Origin of the sequence: Alistipes sp. An54 (genome assembly GCF_002159375.1) — a bacterium.
GTDB classification, from domain to species: Bacteria; Bacteroidota; Bacteroidia; order Bacteroidales; family Rikenellaceae; genus Alistipes; species Alistipes megaguti.
This window is the reverse complement of record NZ_NFIA01000004.1, coordinates 1-18,840: the sequence shown is the minus strand read 5'-3', so window position 1 is coordinate 18,840 and position 18,840 is coordinate 1. Positions and strand designations below refer to the sequence as shown.

Below are 18,840 nucleotides of genomic sequence, written 5' to 3'. Positions count from 1 at the left end.
ATGTCATTGTTTCAGAAGGTGAGACTGAGGTTGAAGGTCAGTACGGGTTGCATCGTCCCGGCCAGTGATCCGGTTTCGGGGTCCGACTCCTTGTAGGGCGTGATCATGAAGAGGTTCGAGGCCTGGAACGCCACGCTGGCATACTTGATCACCCCGCCGCAGTTGCGTTCGAGCCACGCCGGGGAGAGCCGGTAACGAAGCGACAGCATCGACATCTTGAAGTAGTCGCTCTTGCCGACTGTCATCGTGTTGGCGTAGTTGAGCGAGGCGATTGCCGAGGAGCTGAAGAAGGGCGAGTGGTAGATCTTGTTCTCGTCGCCGCGCTTAAACCACATGTTGTCGACCTGACCGCGGATCGCATTCTTGTTGGCGTCGTCCGTGTTGCGGACATAGGTGTAGTTGTAGGGGCGCACGCCTCCGAAGACATAGTAGAAGTCCATGTCCAGATCAAAACTGCGGTACGACAGACTCACGTTGATCGATCCGCTGTAGGGCGGCGTGCTGTGGCCCAACGCCACGATATTCTCTTTGGAGGGTGTCTCCGTGGCGGGGATCTCGCGACCGTCAGCCCCTCGGAAAACCGGAAGTCCCGTAATGGGATCGATCCCCAGCGACTCCAGACCGTAAAGCATGTCGTACGCCTTTCCCACTTCGTAATCGGGTATGATCGACTCGGCGCTGGCGTAGATCCGGTCGGCATAATAAAGATCCATCACCTTGTTTCGGTTGTAGGCCAGCGATCCACGCAGCCACAGACGCCAGGGATCCCGATCCACAACCTTGACCGAGGCGGAGAGTTCGTATCCTTCATTCCGCAGTACGCCGATGTTGCGCAGCATGGTCGAGAACCCGTTCGAGAGGGAGATGGGAACCGACAGCAGCGCATCCTCGGTATCCCGGCGGTAGAAGTTCACGCCGAGAGTCACTCGCTTGAAGAGTTCGAGCGAAAGCCCCGCATCGATCGATTCGGTCTGCTCGGGCTTGAGGTCCGTATTATAGAAGGCCAGGAGTTCCAGCAGACGGGCATCTCCATAGAAATCCGTCGAATAGGAGAAGGTTCCGATTGCCGAAGCCGAAGATACGCCAGCCAGATTGGCCATCTTGCCATACGAAGCCTTGAGGTTGAGTGACGTGATGGCACGGCTGTCGCGCAGGAATCCGTAGCGGGTCGGGGTCCAGCCCACACCGACGGCCCAAGCGGCGTTCCACCGTTTGTCGGCCGGGAGGATCGACGAGGCGTCGGTCTTGTAGGTGGCAAACAGGTCGTAGGTCGCGTCGAACGAGTACCCGAACACCAATCCGAATCCCATCTGGGCACTCTTCTCCTTGAGTGAGCCGACCGATGGTTTGCGGTTGCCGGTGATCGACTGGTTGATGGCCGCCGGTGACATCTGCGTGCCGACGCCGTAGCCCGTGATCGAGACGTTGTCCTGATCCGTCAGGTAGTAGTCCATGTTGCCGCCGATGGTCAGGTCGTGGCGTTCCGCAAAGACCCGATTATATGTCAGACGGATGTTCGACGACACGTTGGTCGTAACATTTTTGTTCTTGGTCAGACGACCCCGTTCGTTGATGGCCGCGCCCGACTTGCGCTCCTCAATCGAGGTCGAGGGCAGCAACGTGAGACCTTCGTCCAACATGAAATCCACACCCGCTACGGCATCGACGTCGAGACCTTCGACCGGGTGAAGGTTGAGCGATCCGCTTATGCCGGCATGCTTGTCGGTGGATTTGCTCTGGTATTGGCTCAGCAGGTCGTTGTAGGTATACTCCGAGGATTCGTTCGAGAAGGAGACCAGCGGGCTGGTTTTGGTCTCGTACGAGTTGAGCTGATAGACGAGGTCCGTCGGCGAGAAGGAGCTGCCGTTCGGGGTGTTCGTGATCGAGTATCCGGCGTCACTGGCCAGCGAGAGGTAGCCCCAGCGGCCCAGTCGTTGATCGAGGCTCATGCGTGTGGAGATGCGCTGCACATCGTTCCCGGGAACCCGGCCTCCCTGTTGGGAGTAGTTCGCTGAAATAAAGTAGGAGGTGTTGTCGTTACCTCCGCGGATGCTGATGTTGTGCCGCTGGTAGATGTTCGGGCGGATGAGTTCCCGGAACCAGTCGGTGTTGATGCCTCGCAGCGAATCGAGGATCTGAGAGTCCTGGGCGATCATTTCGTCGAGACTCGGATCGTTGGGGTAGTATTTGCGGTAATAGTCGGCGCTGTAGCGATACCCGGGGGTAGACGGATTTTGCAACAGACGTTCTATCTCCAGCTTTTCGTCGCTCTGCATCATCTCCACGCCGCGGCGGCCGCGCAGCGTGACGCCGATGCTGAAGTCGTAGTTAACTTTGAGTACTCCGTCGGGGTTTCCGCGCTGGGAGGTAATTTCGATGACGCCGTTGGCTGCCTTTACGCCGTAGAGGGCGCATGCCACAGCATCCTTGAGGACCTTGATCTCTTCGATGTCGGCAGGATTGAGCGTCAGGAAGGCATCCGAAGAGATGATCTGTCCGTCCATGACGTAGAGGGGTTCGTTGGCCGTATCTCCGGCTCGGAACGATGAGTTCCCGCGCAGACGGATCTGGGGTTTCGAGCCCAGGTCGCCCGTGTTGGTGACAATCAGTCCCGGAACGGCTCCCTGCAGGGCGAGCGACATGTCGATCATCGGTTTGTCGTTCAGACGTTCCATGTCTACGCGCTGTACGACGCCCGATTTGGCACGGATGTCGAGTTCGTTGATGTTGCGGCGGGCGACCACGACCACTTCACCCACATCGGTAGCATCCTGCTGCATGGCGGCATCCTGAACTTTCTGTCCGGTATACTTTACGGATACTTCCTTCATGCCGATGAAGGTGAAGAGCACGATGTCTCCCATGGCCCATTCTCCGCGCAACGTATAGTGCCCGTTGGTGTCGGTAACGGTTCCCTGCATGGTGCCTTTGATGCGCACGGTGGTACCCGGAAGGGGCTGCCCGTGGTTGTCGGTGACAGTGCCGCTCAACTCGCAATGTTGCTTGACCGTTTTTTCTTGAGCCCAGCTACCCATGCTTGGCAACACTGGCAGTATCCAGGAGAGGAGAATTGCGAGGTAATGTTTTTTCATTCAGAGCCGGTTTGTTCGTATATATAACATTATGTTGGATATGGAGATGTGCTCGATAGGACTGTAGCTTGCTCGCTTATGGAGCTCGGAACGCATTCTCAAGAGTTTTTGCAGATTTAAACCTATTTAGACTGAAAAACATCGTTAGCTGCGTTGTGACTCGCATTTTCAAATACGGGGACAAAAGTACTTTCAAGGGAAAAGAGAAACAATCCCGAGTTTTAGGTATTTCCCAGTATCATGAGAGTTCAGCTTGCATAATAAAAACGGAGCTCCCTGTGAGCCTGAAATTCTCGTCATTACTGCTTATATTTTCCTCGATAACCTTGGATGCTTTCGTTGGCAGAGACTGTTATAAGTGATATGGTTAATTATTATGGCTCCTCCTCTACATGATGTAATGTCATTTTATGAAGATTGGCGGACTTGATCTTCTCCGGGGAACTTGCCAGAATGGTCTCGACCTTTTTCAAGGAGGCGTCATCTCCCAGACTGGACGCTTTCAGCGGCGTTACGGGTGCTTTTTCCCCATTCTCATCCAGCACGGTATATACCAAACCGTGGTATGGCCTTCCTGCACGTGATCCTTGCGGCTCTTCTACACCGATACGATACAGGGCGAGTAGCGCTCTCAATTCCCGTCAGGATCTTCAAATATCAGTCTTGTCGACAATACGGAAGCCTTTCCCTTGTTGACTTTCAACTGATTGTAATTCAGAATACCATACGCACTCTTTCCGGTAGTTATGTTGGCTATCATTTTGTCTTAATTTTTGAACTGTGGCAAAAATCTTCTCACTGACAGCAATCAAATTGCGTGTTTCATTTTCCAGTTTATAGAGCATTGCGAGAGCTTTTTTCTGCGAGAAATGGATGTGCAGCATCTTTACAACCTGATTGTAATTGACTCCGATTTTACGGTATAGAGCATTGTGGGAGGATAGAATGGTTGCAATCTCAGTCACACCTCGATCCATTTGGATGACGCGAAATGTTTTGTCAAAGATCCGCCTCTTGATGAAACGAGCCATAGAATGCACACCGGATTTCTCGAACATGGTCAGGAAACGGGCGTATTCTTCGTCCGTAAATCGGACCATGACGCATTTATTTGCCGGATCGGCTTTGCGAGGCCTGCCCGGTTTCCTTTGTTTGTCGGGAGTAATAAGGTCTTCCATAGCATTCAATTTTGCATGGAGGAGACGAAGCTCCTCGGTGTTTAATGCAGACCGATATCCAGCAGACGGATCGATGCCGTTACGTTGGTCTTGTGCCGTTTGCGGATGATCCAGAGGTTGCCGTCGAAGCCGGTGCTGATGTCATCGGGCTGCAGCTCGCAGACGTCGATATAGGAGAGTGCCGTGAAGCAGCTGAAGATAAAAAGGTCGCGGACCTGTTCAAGCCGCCGGGAGGGGAACGTGTAGCTGTGTGTAGAACTGAGTCTTGGCCTGATCGACGGTAATACGGGCAATAATCGGCGCTTTCCCGCTCTTTTTTAAGGCCGCTCTCTTTACGAAAAAGAGTACTTTGAATGTGTTTCTCATAATCCCATTTTTAGAATTACAAAGTTAAATTAAATAGTTGTAAATGAGATTTGTACGGCACAGACAAAAGGCGACAAAAGGGAGCCAATTTGCGACTTCTGGTGACCTAAAATCGGTAAACAAAAAAAAGGTCACGATTTGGACACTGGAATTTGTCGGAAATTGGCTTTTCGGTGTCCGTAAATGGCTGAATCCAGAAATGAAAAAACCTCGCAAGACACTGATCTTGCGAGGTTTGGCGGAATTCTGTCCGGATTTGTCCGGATAAGGAGTGAACCCGCTTGGTATCTGAAAATAGCCCTTTTTATTACCAAATATCAAACGCCATCTTATTCTGTATCAGAGCCTTCCGACATTCAATAACATTGTTCATTTTGAGTGAGTAACACAATGTGGTAACACGGTTAATAAACACTCGCAACGGACTCTCTTCGTCCGCTCATTTGCAAATGTACAGCTTTAATTTGAATTTATGGTTCTTTTTATGGGGTTATTTTCTCTTGTTTTCATTTGACTGACTCGCACAAAAAACCACAGGCCTCTACTTTAAGTGCCTTAAAATGAGCATTAGAGTATGATTTAGAGTATGAAAATGGGTCTGATTGATAAATAGCTCTAAAATCCTTCAGATTTCTGTTGTGTATTTTGTTTTTTACAAGGCCTGCCCCGTACCTTTGTGTCGCTTCACGGTTGAAAGGTACCACAATCGGAGGCAAATTGTCACACTAAAATAACAGAATTATGAAACAGGAACATTATATCAAAGTCGTGAACGATGTGGTTCAACGAATGGAAAGACACGCCGATGTAGTGATGAACGTGAAGCAGGTGGCGGAATATCTCGGCTTGTCAGTCGGAGCCGTCCGCAAGCGTTGCCAGCGCAATCAGTTGCCCTATCATCTCAATGCCAAGCATCTTTATTTCAGCAAACTTGAAGTGGATGCAGCTTTACTCAACCGAAAATAAAATGAGAGTGCGTTCTTTTGATTATATGGGGCAGTTTTGGCGGGAGAATGAAATACAGATGTTCTCGGCAAAGGAAACGCAACTGTATTTCTTTCTCTTGGCGGAATGTAGACGCCGATGTTGGCAAGTCCCTTTCGGATGCAGTACACAACGAATCACCAACAATCTTGGCATAAGCCGTCAGACGCTCTGTCGATTAAGAAAGAAACTGCAAGACCGTGGGCTTATCGCTTACGAGGAGGGAAAGAACAATTCTTCCGTTCCCGGTTACACTCTTTTGATAAAAGCAGACATCCAAACAGTACAGCAAAATGTGACGGCAAATGGAACACAGGATGGAACAGCAAGTGGAACGGCAGATGGAACTATTATAAATAAAGATATGGTCAAAATAAATAAACCTATTATTTCTAAAGAGGAGCCTTTGTCTTTGACTGAATTGCGAACCATTTTACAAAACGACCGTGAATGGTTGGATAACGTAATGGAGTATGTAAACAAGCGGGGAATGGAACTGGAAGGCAAAAGAATACAGGAAATGCTTGCTGAGTTTTTTCTATATCTCCAGACGTGCGGCATTAAGTCAAAAACAGCGGCCGATGCGCAGCAACACTTTGTGAACTGGCTGATGAAAAAAGGAAATAACAGGGGCTACAGGCAGAAGGCTCATCCTGCTTGGCAAGTCGGCGTAAAACTTACTGATGACAATCCGGACAAATTTAAAAACACATCAGAATGGTAGATATTAATTCAGACAACAGAATAGATTTCAGGGCAGCAGTAAATTTCTTTGCAGAGCGAAAAGTGTGCCTGCAACCGCAACGGCTGCATATACATTTACCCAATGCCAATAAAGTGTTGGATGCCGGGTTACGGCATTTCTTGGGCTGTAACTACATGTGGCAGCCCGAATATGACAAGGTGGCGGACTGGCTGACCGACAACAAAGGATTAGGATTGTTCTGCATGGGCAACTGTGGCAGAGGTAAGACGACCATTTGTTTACAGATACTTCCTTGTATCATACAGCACTATTTTCACAAAGTATTCTCCATTTGTCTTGCACGTGAAATGAACAGGCACTATACCGAAGTGATGCGTAGCCATCTGCTCGTGATTGATGACATAGGGCGTGAAGAACCGTATCAGGAATACGGCAACCGCTTCAACGTGTTCCCCGATTTTGTGGATGACTGCGAGCGTAAGGGAAAATTTTTGATTACGAATACCAACTGCACCAAAGAACAACTGGCAGAAAAGTATGGAGAACGTACCCTTTCCCGACTGAAAGCAACAACACGGTTAGTGGTCTTTGCAGGAGAGGACTTGCGGCATGGATAAATGCTGGGCTTGCCCAGATATAGCCCATTATAACTTCTCCGCAAGCTGCGAAGTTGTGGGCTCTCCCGAGGGGCTTAGGACGCTGCCCTAAGAACCCGGCAAGGACTTTCAGCCCTCTGCAACCCGACCAAAGAGTGGCCCCCTCTTTGGAAACTCCGCCCAGTGGCTTTTGCCCCTGAGAACCCCAAGCAGGAAGTGACCCTCTCCCTACACCCACCGATTAAGACTAAGCCCTAATAACCCGTTTTGTGAAACTCAAAAAAAACAGACAAGCTATGGCACTGAAAACATCCGTAAACATCAAGCCATGCAACATCGGCAGCAGCGAGGCGCACAACAGGCGGACAGCGGAATACCTTGCCAATATCCGCAAGGAAAAGTTCTACATCCGCACCGACCTCATGGCAGGAAACGAAACGTGGGTATCACCTGATTTCGGTGAAGCCACGCTCACCGACCGCTACAATCAGATAGCCGCAATGGTCAAGGAAAAGACAGGTCGGGCGATGCAGACCAAAGACCGGGAACGGATGAACAAGAAGACGGGCAAGGTGACCATCGTCCGTGGCAGCACTCCGCTCAAGGAGGGCGTGGTCGTCATAAAGGGTGACACCACGATGGAGCAGTTGCGGCGTTTCTGTGAGGTGTGCAGGGAACGTTGGGGCATAACCGCCCTGCAAGTGTTCATCCATCGTGACGAGGGGCACTACGGAACGCCCGGTGACAATGCAACATGGAAGCCCAACCTGCACGCCCATATCGTATGGGACTGGATGAACCACGAAACGGGCAAGTCCTGCAAATTAGACGAGAAAGCCATGAGCGAAATGCAGACCCTTTTGGCTGAGTGCTTGGAAATGGAAAGGGGCACCTCAAAGGAGGTGACGGGCAAAGAACATTTGGAACGCACGGACTTTATCATCACCAAGCAGAGGCAGGAGGCAGAAAAAGCAAAAGCCGAAAAGAAAGCCGCCCTTGCCGCAAAGGAGAAAGTCGATGCGGAACGGCAGTTCATTGAGGGAGAAAATAAGGTGAAAGAAAAATACCGCCAGTCCCTTGATAAAGACATTGCCAACAAGGAGCGTCAATTAAAGGACGAGCGCAAAGCGAAAGTGGACAGCATACTTGACAGCTTCGGCAATCTCGTAGGGGTCGGCAAGTCGGCGGCGATGGAGAAGGAAATCATCCGGCTGAAAGCCGAGAACGAGCATATCAGAAAAGCCTTTCCGAATGCAGTAAAAACTAAGGTAGAGGAAATGGCAAAGGTATTGGTTGCTGAGAAGCAGGAAGCCGAAGCGGAACGTGACAGGGCTTTGGTGCAGTGCCGTTCACTTGCCATTGAAAGGGACAAAGCTGTACGGCAGCTTCAGGAGCAAAAGGACGGCGAACGGCAGCGCATCGACTTTGTCGTAAGCCGTGCCACGGCGGAGAAAGACAAGACCATCCGTCTGTTACAGGATGCGCTGAAAGCGAGTCGGGATATTCTTAATTTGCTTGCCGGCATTCTCTACAAGGCAAGCGAAGTCTTTAAGCAAGCCATTGATGCGATTATCCATTTCGGCACGGAGTGCCACAAGTCTTTCTTTGCCCCGTCCGAAGCAGCCGACATCAAAAGCGTGATGCAGGAGTACGGAGAAACAACCGAACAGCAAAATGCGGTCGGAGCATGGCTTTGTGGTTATGCGGAGAGCCGACAGCCTTTTGACGAAATTAAACATCGCCATACACTCAAAGAGGTTGGCGATGTGGCGAAGGGGAAGTATGATTGGAAAATAGAACGAAAACAATTAAGACTGTGAAGTACAACAGTCTTATTATGTGGTTACTTTGCGGAGGCTGTGTCTTGTCGCTTAAAGAAATAGGGCAAAATGGAAATGGCAATCCTTTCCCATTTTGCCCAAACTGTTATTTTGCGCCTTAGCTGTGGGAAAAGAAAGTATGTGCCACAGCGTAAGCATTACGATGGATAATGCTTTTGATTTCTGTCTGAAGACGGTTTATCTATAAGACTTACGGTATATTTCCACACAGTCCTCGTGCGACATTTCCACTGGGTCTGCCATGAAGAGTCCGGCGGTAGTTTCGCGGGCGTTCTTGGCAAACTGCTCAAACTCATCGGGACGTATGCCATAGTCTGACATCTTCAATCCGTCCACCCCGCAGGCACGCTGCAAGTCAACGAGCGCCTTCACAAAGTCCATAGGCTCGCTGGCATCCTCCTTACCAAACATCTTAGCCATGTCAATAAACCGTTCGCCACGGACGTTGTGATTGATGAAATAGGTATAATATTCACGCGAAATCATAATCAGTCCGGCACCATGCGGCAGAGCCGGATGATAGGCGCTCATGGCGTGTTCCATGGCGTGCTCGCTGGTGCATGAGCCTGTCATCATGGCGTACCCTGACATGGTGTTGGCAAAAGCGACGTGCTCACGGGCTTCCATGTCGTGCCCGTCTTTCACGGCACGTGCAAGGTATTTGCCTACATTCTCAATGGTTGCACGGGCCACCATGTCGCACATCAGGTTGGACGCGCGGCTGATGTAACACTCCGTGGCTTGCAGCAAAGTGTCAAAGCCCTGATAAGCCGTGTAGGTAGGCGGAACGGTAGCCATCAGTTCCGGGTCGACGATAGACAATGTCGGGAAGAGAACAGGATAAACAATACCCATTTTCTCGTTCGTGTCGGGATTGTTGACTACACCGCCGCAATCAACTTCCGAACCCGTACCGGCTGTCGTAGTAATGGCAACGATGGGTAAAGGATGGTTCTCAATAGGTTTGCCTTTACCCGTACCGCCTTGCACATAGTCCCACAAGTCTCCGTCGTTGGTAGCCATCAAGGCTATGGCCTTTGACGCATCCATCACGCTGCCTCCGCCCAATGCCACCACGAAATCACACTGTGACTCACGTGCCGTTGCTGCGCCATCCATGATTACGGGCTTCAGCGGGTTGGCACCGATTTTGTCGAACACCACATAATCCGCACCTGCCGATTTCAGTTGGTTCTCCGTACGCTCCAGATAACCGTTGGCTCGCATGGACTTACCGTTTGAGATGACCAGCAGTGCTTTCTTTCCGGGCAGCTGTTGCTTGCCCAATTCATTCAATGCCCCTTGCCCGAAGTACCACAAGGTAGGCATAAAAACCTTAAAACTCATACAAAATCCTTTCTTTATTTTAATATTAACTTAACCGTTGGCGATATTATTGTCAGCTGCACGTCGATGGTTACAGTTTCAAATGGTGGCCTTTCAGCTTCCAATACATGGTCTTTTGCCCTGTGAAAGGTGGCCTTTTGCAGTTTAAAAGGTCGTCTTTTGCAAACCTGTCAGCAGCAAGTGAAAACCGTAAGTATAAGCCTCCCGAATGTAACAAACCGGAAGTATCTGCGGCGACGGGCACAAATAATCACGCCAACGATTTATTACTGTTTTATTTTTCAAACTTCTCCTTGTCCAAATACTTGACCACTCTGGCCGGATTTCCTACTACTACGGCGTAAGGCGGCACGTCCTTCGTGACGACGCTGGCTGCCCCCACGATGGCATATTCGCCCACCGTCACGCCCGGCAGAATGGTACTCCCCGCTCCAATCCATGCTCCGCGGCAGATATGGATGGGCTTGCAGAGCAGCAATGGACGGTCGTAAGGGTCGTGATTGTTGGTGATGAGCTGTGCGTTGGCGGCTATCATGGCGTCATCGTCGATGGTGATGCCTCCGGCGGACATCATCAGGCAGTTGCTCATCACCATTACGCCTTTGCCTATCTTCACGGGGCGCGCAAGCACGAGCGTGAGCGGTGCCGTCACCATGCTGCCTTCGCCGATGTTGTCCTGAAACAGTTCGTGAAGCACGGCATTGTACTCCTCTGTGCCAGGCATCGTATGGTTAAGTTTAAATACCAGACAGGCGGTGCGCTGACCGTCGTCATCGCGTTCCTTATCGGGAATTCTGAGGTCAATTACTTTTTCTTCCATTTTATTTACGTTTACTTAAAATATGAATTCTCTATTCTATTGCTGGTGCAAAGGTACGCCAAACACATGAATTCATACTTATACGGATTACTGAAAGGAATAGATGTTTTACAGAAATGCTTCTTTTACCGCATAATAATCGATTATCCGGCAGTAATGATCAATATTTTCAGTACCTTTGCGCTCGTTGAAAGGAAAGAAGCATGAGTGATATTTTAGACTTGAGAACGATAGATGATTACAACCAGTTTCATGGACTTGAAACGCAGCATCCGCTGGTAAGTTTAGCCGACTTCTCAAAAATGGAGAAGTGCCCCCACCGCCGAATGCGTTTAGGCTTTTATGCCATTCTGCTGAAAGACGAAATATACGGGCAGCTGACTTACGGACGCAACAAGTATGACTATGAGGCAGGCACGCTGGTCTTTATTGCGCCCGGTCAGGTGATAGGAATTGATGACGGCGGATATACGCCGCACCCGCAGGGCTATGGTTTGTTTTTCCATCCTGATCTGACACGTGGCACATCGCTCGCCCACAAGATAAAGGACTATACATTCTTCTCATACGAAGTGAATGAGGCTCTGCACATGTCAGAACGCGAACGGCAGACCGTATTCAACTGTTTCGGTGAGATAGAAGAGGAACTCAGGCACGACATTGACAAGCACAGCAGGAGTATCATCGTTTCCAATATTGAGGTGCTGCTCAACAACTGCCTCCGTTTCTACGACCGCCAGTTCGCCACCCGTTCCGTCATTAACAGTGATGTGCTGACCCGCTTCCGTACGCTGCTGAACGATTATTTCAATTCCGACAGACCTGAGGAGCAGGGATTGCCTTCGGTGGCATGGTGTGCCGACCAGCTACATTTCTCCGCCAACTATTTCGGAGACATGGTAAAGATGCAGACTGGGAAATCCGCCATTGAATGCATCCATCAAGCAGTCATTGACAAAGTAAAAGACCTTCTTCTTGAAACAGACAAGACAATCAGCGAGATAGCCTACGAAACCGGCTTCAAATATCCCCAGCACCTGACCAGGCTGTTCAAGAGTACAGCCGGATGCGCCCCGAAAGAATATCGGGAAAATGCCGGAACCCTATAAACAAAATCTTTTTCAGTAACGCTTGACCGTACGGCTATATAGCCATGGTCAGGCGTTTCTTTCAATAATAATTCTTCTTCGTGTTTGGCTGGCTAACTCAAACATTAACAAATTCAATTCATCAGCCATACTACCTTTGTCTGCTATTACTTATAATTGCGGTATTTAAGACTTGAACAACACCACAGACTTCCATATCGGGGCGAGATGTTTCCTTGCTTGCATAAAGTGATTGACTTTTGCCAATCAAGACTCTACTTTGAATGTCAAGGCAAGCAGACATTCGCGAAATGCCGGGGAGTATAGCAAAGTTCTCACAAAGAACTGATGATATACTTGATTTATAGTTTATTTGTACCATTTTTGGCCCACTATCCATATAACATTTAGAGTGTATAGAGGGGGTCGTCATTTTAACGACCCCCTCTCGATATAAGCACCTTAGCTCTTACTTGCGGTAATTTTTTATTTCCAAACCCTGAACATCCTATCTCCAATGTTCTGCGACACATATTGCATGGGCAGTTTCGCATAGATTTCGGTTGTCCTTATAGAGGTATGCCCCATCATAATTTGCAGCACCTCTTTGGATATTCCTTGCCCAAGAGCCACCGTACAGGCGAATGTATGGCGGGCAATATGTGTGGTTAAAGGAAAAGGACAGCCGAGAGCCAAGCCTATGCCTTTAAGGAATTGATTGTACTTCTGATTGGAGGTTATCTCCATATTGAAGTTGTTACGCTCCAAGATTTTCCGTGTGATGGGCAGGATAGGTGTGACAAACTCATTTCCTGTCTTTATGCGGTGACCGTCAATGTAGTCCTTACCGTCAATGGAAACAACGTGCTGCTCGTAGTCAAATGATTTGGCATCGCTGTATGCCATGCCTGTAAAAGTCTGGAAGAGGAAGAAATCAAGATACTTGTTCATTACTGCATCCGTGCTCTCCTCTCGCATACGGATTAGCTTTTTCAGTTGAGCTTCGGTAAGGTGAGGACGGTCACTTTTCTCCCCACGCTTGTCTTGGAACCGCTCGTATGGGTTCTCTTTGATGAGCCCAAGGCGGAAAGCTTCGGACACATACGACTTGAACCGCTTGTGGTAGTTGTGGATGGCTGCCTGACTTCTGACGATTGGTTTGCCTTTGGTGGTATAGGTCTGTTCTTCCCTGATGAAAAGATCAAACTGATAGATATGTTGCAGGGTTACATCATCAAAAGTCTTGAACTTGCCGAAACGTTCAAGTGCTTTGTAGGTGGTCAGATGTCCCTTTCGAGTACCTTCACGGAGCGGACGATTATTAATACGCTCCCTAAGCCACGCCATAAAGTTACGGCGGTTGCCGCCGTCCGCACTCAAGTAGGTCTTGAATTGAGCGATAGTCATATCGTCCTTGTTCACCTGCATGGCGATAAGGATATGCTCGAATTCGGTTACTTTTTTCTGGATTTCCTCGTTGATGACAACGGCACGCGGATGATTCACCACCACCCCATTCTCCCATTGGTCAAGGGTAACGCTATGCCCTGAATGGAAATAACAGCGTTCACGCTGGAGACAGACCACAATTTCGATAGCTCCCGCCACTGTTGTCGTGGCTTTCTTCTTCCGGTTGAAGAACAATCTTACGTACTTACTCATAATGGTAACACATTTGTGAGATTGGTAACACAGCTATGGTAACACAAAACCCGTCCAAAAGGGGCTTTTTACGTCCAAGTGTGTCGCTTTTTCTCGTTTTTTTTGATGGTGTCACCACCTTTTATGCTGCCTCAAAAAAAGATGTAACTAATTGAACGCCAACAGTATTATACGAATTAAAAAGAAAAGGTCTTCACCTCTGAAGACCTCTCTTTGGTGATCCGCTGGGGCTCGAACCCAGGACCCCAACATTAAAAGTGTTGTGCTCTACCTACTGAGCTACGGATTCTCCCGTGCTGTTAATCAGTTGATTATGGAGATTGCAGCCTTCTGTGATTGGCTGTATGCGTACCCTATGTAGAACCTACTTTCCGACTGCTGGTTAATAGAAAATGTCTTGTAAAATATTGATAGTCATTGTGTTCATCTATGGACTATCCGTAATCTGTCGTGTGATACTTTTCCATAATTGTTTCATGCGTTAAGTTCGTTGATGTAGAATGTTTTTGATGCAAAAATGAAAGGACAAACTTTTGCAAAGTCTGTCCTCGGGAACTGTTAGATGCTTTTGTATTTATACAAACTGTTCCAAATATTTTTCATTGAAGCCAGCCAGCGAAAAGCGGAACTCTTTCTTGGTTCCATTTTGTGCCGTATAGTTGAACACAATAGTATCACTGTGGATATGCGCTTCAAAAAGATTGAGCGGATATCCGATTGGTGGAATGGTAATTACATTCGGAAATTTTGCGATGTAGGGGCCTTGATTGGACTCTTGAGGTGGTAGTGTAAAATTGAATCCTATTTGTAGAAGACCTCTTTTTAGAAAGGAGATTGTAGCGGCTTGAGTAAGGTCTATATCGAGTTCAAGGAAGTAGTAGAACTCAACGGGTGTGGGATTATCTTTTCGGCGTCCTACAAAAAGACATATTCCATCAAGATCATAGGATATGGATTTGGCAACATAGGAGATTTCAATATCATTCAATATCTCTGTGCCCGTTTGTCAATCTGTTATCGGTGTTTTTCTTTTCATTTTAGCTAAAATTTATATTGTGATTAAATCTTTGATTATGATGTAAATATAGCTAAAATTTATGAATTATGCAAGTAATATAAAAGGACAAACTTGTGCAGAACGGTATAATATAGACCGTCTGCACAAGTCTGTCCTAAAAAATCGAATCAGCCGTTATTCTTCCACAAACAGCCTTTCTTGAATCTTTCTGCCAATATCACACAAATACTGCCCGATATATATAAGATGATTCGTGCCATTTGGCCAAATTTCTCTTGTTCATCTGACAACTTAAAATCGGCTCGTATCTGTTCATACGGTTTCCATTGTTTGTTTGTCAGATTCATATCGACGAGCGCAATACTGGTTGTAGTATTTTGGGAACTTTGCGTAAATTCTGCGTATTCAGACTCCCAAAGCATGTCGATTTTATGATGCAGTTCAGCTAACAAGGATTCTATCTTATTATCAGAAAGTGTTTGAGAAAAACACTCCCAACCGAATGCTACCAATAATAAAGATAGCCCTATAATTTGAAATTTCTTTGCCATATTTTTAATCTTTCTCCTGCCATGCAGAGACACAGCAGGAGAGATTGTGACATAAGTTTGTCAATTCAGACTATCAGAAATCATATCCGAAAATTTGATCAGCATATTCTTTCCAGCCATATGCAGCTTTATATGCCTCAACAGATTCATGAGGAACATAAAATTTCATATATGTGTAAAATCTATCCGAAGGAAATGTATTATGACTAATATCTGGAGGTGTTAATGCGGCACAATACAATGTGGAAAAGAAATAGAATGCATCTTCCCCAATCCTTTTAACGCTACTTGGAAGGAAGATACTTTCCAAAGAGAAAGAGGATGAATAGAATGCATGATTTTGAATTACCGTAATTTTTAGGTTATGACTTAAATCAACGGTGGTTAATCTATCACATTTGTAACAATTTATGATCTCCAAATTGGGGAAATAACCGATTCCCGTAAGGGTCTTAACATCATAAGCACTTTGATGATTATATATGTATCCAAGATCAATTTTAGTTACAGCATTTGCTTCAGTTTTAGACACCTTCCCGTCTTTATTGACGTCAAAGTTCTCATAGCAATACTGCATGAATACCACGTCATCCATGCAAGAGCAGACATCATCGGGATCAGGTAAGGGTGGCAGCCCTGGGGTTTCGTTATCGTCATCTTTTGAGCACCCTGTCAATAGCATCCCGAGCATGGATAGGCATAAGAACAACTTTTTCATGGTTGCAATAAGTTTAGGTTGTCGTCCCAGCACCTGAACGACGGTTCATCAAGTTTGATTTATAAAAGCAGAAAGCGTGGTGCTGAAAACTTATTTAGTTGATGAGGTCGTAGGAAACCTTGTAGATAAATAAGCAACAACACCACGCCGTATCCATGAATGGATAAGACGCGGCAAGAAGTCTGCCTATTCTCTCTACCTGATTAGAATTTCCTACGTTCCATCAACGAGAATAAGCTACACTTTCCGTGTATTCAATATGTTACTGCAAAAGTAACATATTCGACGGAAATTACAAAACATCTTGCCCATTCGGGTGTTGTTGCAGATACAAATTTCGCCAAAACAAAGTTTTCCGACAATAGCAATTCGTCTGGAAAGTAAACTTTGTTCTTCTGAATTTGGGCAGATTTGCACGAATTTCAACTTTACGCCTGCATAAACCCTGAAATTCTGCTTTTCGGAATCCTGAGAACCACGGATTCCGACTTTACGTCAGCATAAATTCCAGAACCGTAAGTTGCAGATTTTGCAGCAAATCGTAACGTGTAGATTGTGAGAAATATAGCTATCTCGCTATGTATTAGTGCGCTTTGTTCTGGAACATAAGAAAATACCCCTGCCGTCGTAAGACAGCAAGGGTATTTGTCTCTGTAAAGCGTTACTCCACAAACCAACTGTACTCGGTATCACCCTCCAAGGCCCGACCGATTCCTGCAATCAACTGCGTTGCATTCAGCGACCTGTCAAGGAAGGTGTCGATGTAGCTGGACTTGTTGGCTCCCGTAAAGAGGTTGTAGACCTTCCACAGGTCAATCTCGGGATTCGTCCCTCTGGAAAAGTTCTCGTCCGTGTAGTAAGCCTTTGCCACGGCATTGATGTGGCAGTCGGTAAACACCATGGCTGGCAGCTGCCGTTTCTCGGCCGTGGGCAGGTATTGATACAAGCGTGCCTTGCCGATCAACTGGGCAAACTGGTGTTCGCTGAGCGATTGCCGTTGTAAGGCTGCCATCTGCCGAATGTGCCGTTCGGCATCGTACTGCTGGAACAACTGCAACGAAGCCTCAAACAAGTCCTGCACGCTCATCACCCGCAACTCCCGCTTGAAACCGTCGGTCGATACACACAAGTTGCAGCAGACAAGGTTCTTGAAGCCGATGAATACCTTGAACTTCTCGACCGTCTTTTTCGAATAGAGATTTTCGTGGTTGTAGGCCCTTACTCCTCCGATCGAAAGATGGAGCCGATTGCCTGCCACCTCCTCGAAAATCGAGGGTATCTCAAAGCAGAAGGCCATGCGTTCGTAATAGATGGTCTTGTCCGTCTCCAGGAGCTGGTTCACGGGTTTGTGAATGGCCGCGGGAATCCGTCCCTTGATGATATGCGAAACGACAATATCGGGCGTGTCGATGGCCTCCTGGGGGAACATACGGTGAGCAGCGCCCAATACCGTTTCAATAAAACTCTGGTGGGAGATCGTCACCTCGTTGTCCTTGCTGAATACGGGAACGACACAATCATTCTTCAGATGGGCCATATCGACAGGCTTGGTATTGGCCTCGATAAAGTGACGGGTACGCGGTACACTCCCCAACGACACGATTGGCGTTGCGGGACGCTGCTCTACGATGGTTGCCTCCTCCACGGGAAGATTCAACCCTGCGGCAAATTCGGGTTCAGGCTGAAAGGCTGGAAGCATGGCTGGGAAGGTTTTGCGTGGAAGGATTCGATTGCGCGGTCTGCGTTAGGTTGCACCATTTGAGGATGGCTTGCCCCACGGCAGGGGTTATCGTGAACTCGGGACGACCCGTGAAGAGCCCCGTGCGGTCTTTGGAGGTGGTGGCCTTGTGGTTCATGGCGATGTCCAGCACGGCGGTGAACTCATAGTCCACGTTATCGCGCTGCACGGCCTTCAGGCCCACCTTCTCGGGCACCATCTTGCCGTTCTTGTCCGAGAGGACATAATCCTGCTTGGAGCGCATGGTGCAGATGATGTGGCACGAGGAGTTGAGAATGCGTTGGATGAAGGCATTCTGACGGGGTGTGACCTTGGCCCAGTTGGCAAAGGAGTTTCCTTGCAGGTTGGCGTGGAAATCGAGCAGGTAATCCCAGCAATGGGAGATGCTGTCGATAATGATGACCTCGGCTCCTGCCTGTTCACAGATGCCGATGGCCTCGATATAGGTCTCGGGGGAGTAGTCGGGCAGGGTGAGGACCTGATAATTGCCCAGATGGGCATAGAGATCGGCCGAGCCGTTCTCGGAATCGATGACGGCAACACGGGACCAGTCGGAGGTCATGCCGTAAGCAATGAGGAGCGAGGAGTAGGTCTTTCCCGACCCCGAGGCTCCAGCCAGTGCCAGCCTCATTTTGGCTGCACGGCGCATGGATGGACGTAATTGCATAAAGCGACAAATTAGATGATGAATAAATACACTCATCATCTGTCTGTTGCTTTTGTTGTTAGTCTGGAAAAATTCCCGATAACTGGCCACAAAAAATCCCTCCCCGAAATTCGCTTTCCATGCCGAACAAGGGGAGGGGTGTTTTACGGGGTGTATGGATGTGGGCAGTATTCATGTAACTAATGTGCTATCATCCGATCTCTTACGATAACTATACACGCCGTTGTTTTTCCATTGATTTTCGGTGATGTCATTTTCACCTCGTATCATTTGGCGAGATCGGTCGCTTTTGCGGTTTGTTGAATACCCAAACTGTCGTATATCTTTTGCAGTTCCGTTTTGACCTTATTCTTTGCGATGGATGCCTGCTTGGCAAAGGTCTCATTTATCATCTTGACAATCTTGCGTTCAACAGGAACAGACCACCGCTTTGTCAACTCCCTGCGGATGTTGCCTACATGATATTTC

Annotated in this window: 15 protein-coding genes, 1 tRNA gene and 2 pseudogenes; 5 read left to right on the top strand and 13 right to left on the bottom strand. The window is 48.1% G+C overall.

Annotated elements, in window-relative coordinates; all coding sequences use genetic code 11:
- Positions 1–11: 11 nt before the first annotated feature.
- The 3 genes and pseudogenes from B5G09_RS05015 to B5G09_RS05000 form a co-directional block, all read right to left on the bottom strand.
- The gene (locus B5G09_RS05015; RefSeq protein ID WP_087404303.1) at positions 12–3,092 is read right to left on the bottom strand and encodes a SusC/RagA family TonB-linked outer membrane protein; all 3,081 of its coding nucleotides are present in this window, start codon (positions 3,090–3,092) and stop codon (positions 12–14) included.
- Positions 3,093–3,742: 650 nt separating this feature from the next.
- Entirely contained in the window at positions 3,743–4,270 is a 528-nt protein-coding gene (mobA, locus tag B5G09_RS05005; protein WP_241147576.1) for a conjugal transfer protein MobA, read from the bottom strand.
- Between the two features lie 41 nt (positions 4,271–4,311).
- Positions 4,312–4,533, bottom strand: a pseudogene (locus B5G09_RS05000) (site-specific integrase); the annotation flags it as partial.
- Positions 4,534–5,377: 844 nt separating this feature from the next.
- Between B5G09_RS05000 and B5G09_RS04995 the strand changes: the two are divergent.
- The 4 genes from B5G09_RS04995 (at position 5,378) to B5G09_RS04980 (ending at position 8,742) form a co-directional block, all read left to right on the top strand.
- Complete coding sequence (locus B5G09_RS04995) at positions 5,378–5,602, top strand: helix-turn-helix domain-containing protein (RefSeq protein ID WP_087404301.1); 225 nt, start codon at positions 5,378–5,380, stop codon at positions 5,600–5,602.
- Positions 5,577–6,344, top strand: a complete 768-nt coding sequence (locus B5G09_RS04990) for a hypothetical protein (protein WP_143256482.1) — start codon at positions 5,577–5,579, stop codon at positions 6,342–6,344. Before B5G09_RS04995 ends, B5G09_RS04990 begins: the two co-directional genes overlap by 26 nt.
- On the top strand, positions 6,338–6,943 hold the full coding sequence (locus B5G09_RS04985) for a hypothetical protein (protein WP_087404299.1): 606 nt from the start codon (positions 6,338–6,340) through the stop codon (positions 6,941–6,943). The genes B5G09_RS04990 and B5G09_RS04985 overlap by 7 nt, the downstream gene beginning before the upstream one ends.
- A 275-nt stretch (positions 6,944–7,218) precedes the next feature.
- Entirely contained in the window at positions 7,219–8,742 is a 1,524-nt protein-coding gene (locus B5G09_RS04980; RefSeq protein WP_087404298.1) for a mobilization protein, read from the top strand.
- 198 nt (positions 8,743–8,940) lie between these two features.
- Here the strand turns inward: B5G09_RS04980 and B5G09_RS04975 are convergent, their stop codons facing one another.
- Both B5G09_RS04975 and B5G09_RS04970 read right to left on the bottom strand, forming a co-directional pair.
- A complete protein-coding gene (locus B5G09_RS04975) occupies positions 8,941–10,110 on the bottom strand; it encodes an iron-containing alcohol dehydrogenase (RefSeq protein WP_087404297.1) in 1,170 nt (389 codons plus the stop codon).
- A 274-nt stretch (positions 10,111–10,384) separates the two neighbouring features.
- Entirely contained in the window at positions 10,385–10,930 is a 546-nt protein-coding gene (locus tag B5G09_RS04970; protein ID WP_087404296.1) for a DapH/DapD/GlmU-related protein, read from the bottom strand.
- Positions 10,931–11,133: 203 nt separating this feature from the next.
- Here B5G09_RS04970 and B5G09_RS04965 point away from each other — a divergent pair, with 203 nt between their 5' ends.
- A complete protein-coding gene (locus tag B5G09_RS04965; RefSeq protein WP_087404295.1) occupies positions 11,134–12,039 on the top strand; it encodes a helix-turn-helix domain-containing protein in 906 nt (301 codons plus the stop codon).
- Between the two features lie 465 nt (positions 12,040–12,504).
- On the opposite strand, the gene B5G09_RS04960 is transcribed toward B5G09_RS04965, so the two are convergent.
- The 8 genes and pseudogenes from B5G09_RS04960 to B5G09_RS04925 all read right to left on the bottom strand — a co-directional run.
- Positions 12,505–13,680, bottom strand: coding sequence for a site-specific integrase (locus tag B5G09_RS04960; protein ID WP_087404294.1), 1,176 nt, complete (start codon positions 13,678–13,680; stop codon positions 12,505–12,507).
- Positions 13,681–13,894: 214 nt separating this feature from the next.
- Positions 13,895–13,969 (bottom strand) — tRNA-Lys (locus tag B5G09_RS04955).
- Positions 13,970–14,254: 285 nt separating this feature from the next.
- On the bottom strand, positions 14,255–14,668 hold the full coding sequence (locus tag B5G09_RS04950) for a hypothetical protein (protein ID WP_241147575.1): 414 nt from the start codon (positions 14,666–14,668) through the stop codon (positions 14,255–14,257).
- 197 nt (positions 14,669–14,865) lie between these two features.
- The gene (locus B5G09_RS04945) at positions 14,866–15,249 is read right to left on the bottom strand and encodes a hypothetical protein (protein ID WP_087404293.1); all 384 of its coding nucleotides are present in this window, start codon (positions 15,247–15,249) and stop codon (positions 14,866–14,868) included.
- A 73-nt stretch (positions 15,250–15,322) separates the two neighbouring features.
- Positions 15,323–15,967, bottom strand: a complete 645-nt coding sequence (locus tag B5G09_RS04940; RefSeq protein ID WP_087404292.1) for a leucine-rich repeat protein — start codon at positions 15,965–15,967, stop codon at positions 15,323–15,325.
- 661 nt (positions 15,968–16,628) lie between these two features.
- Positions 16,629–17,666, bottom strand: coding sequence for a DUF3871 family protein (locus tag B5G09_RS04935; protein WP_087404291.1), 1,038 nt, complete (start codon positions 17,664–17,666; stop codon positions 16,629–16,631).
- Positions 17,644–18,372: an ATP-binding protein gene (locus B5G09_RS04930; RefSeq protein ID WP_087404290.1), complete on the bottom strand. Its 729-nt coding sequence runs from the start codon at positions 18,370–18,372 to the stop codon at positions 17,644–17,646. The genes B5G09_RS04935 and B5G09_RS04930 overlap by 23 nt, the downstream gene beginning before the upstream one ends.
- Before the next feature lie 266 nt (positions 18,373–18,638).
- A pseudogene (locus B5G09_RS04925) lies at positions 18,639–18,840 on the bottom strand (hypothetical protein); the annotation flags it as partial.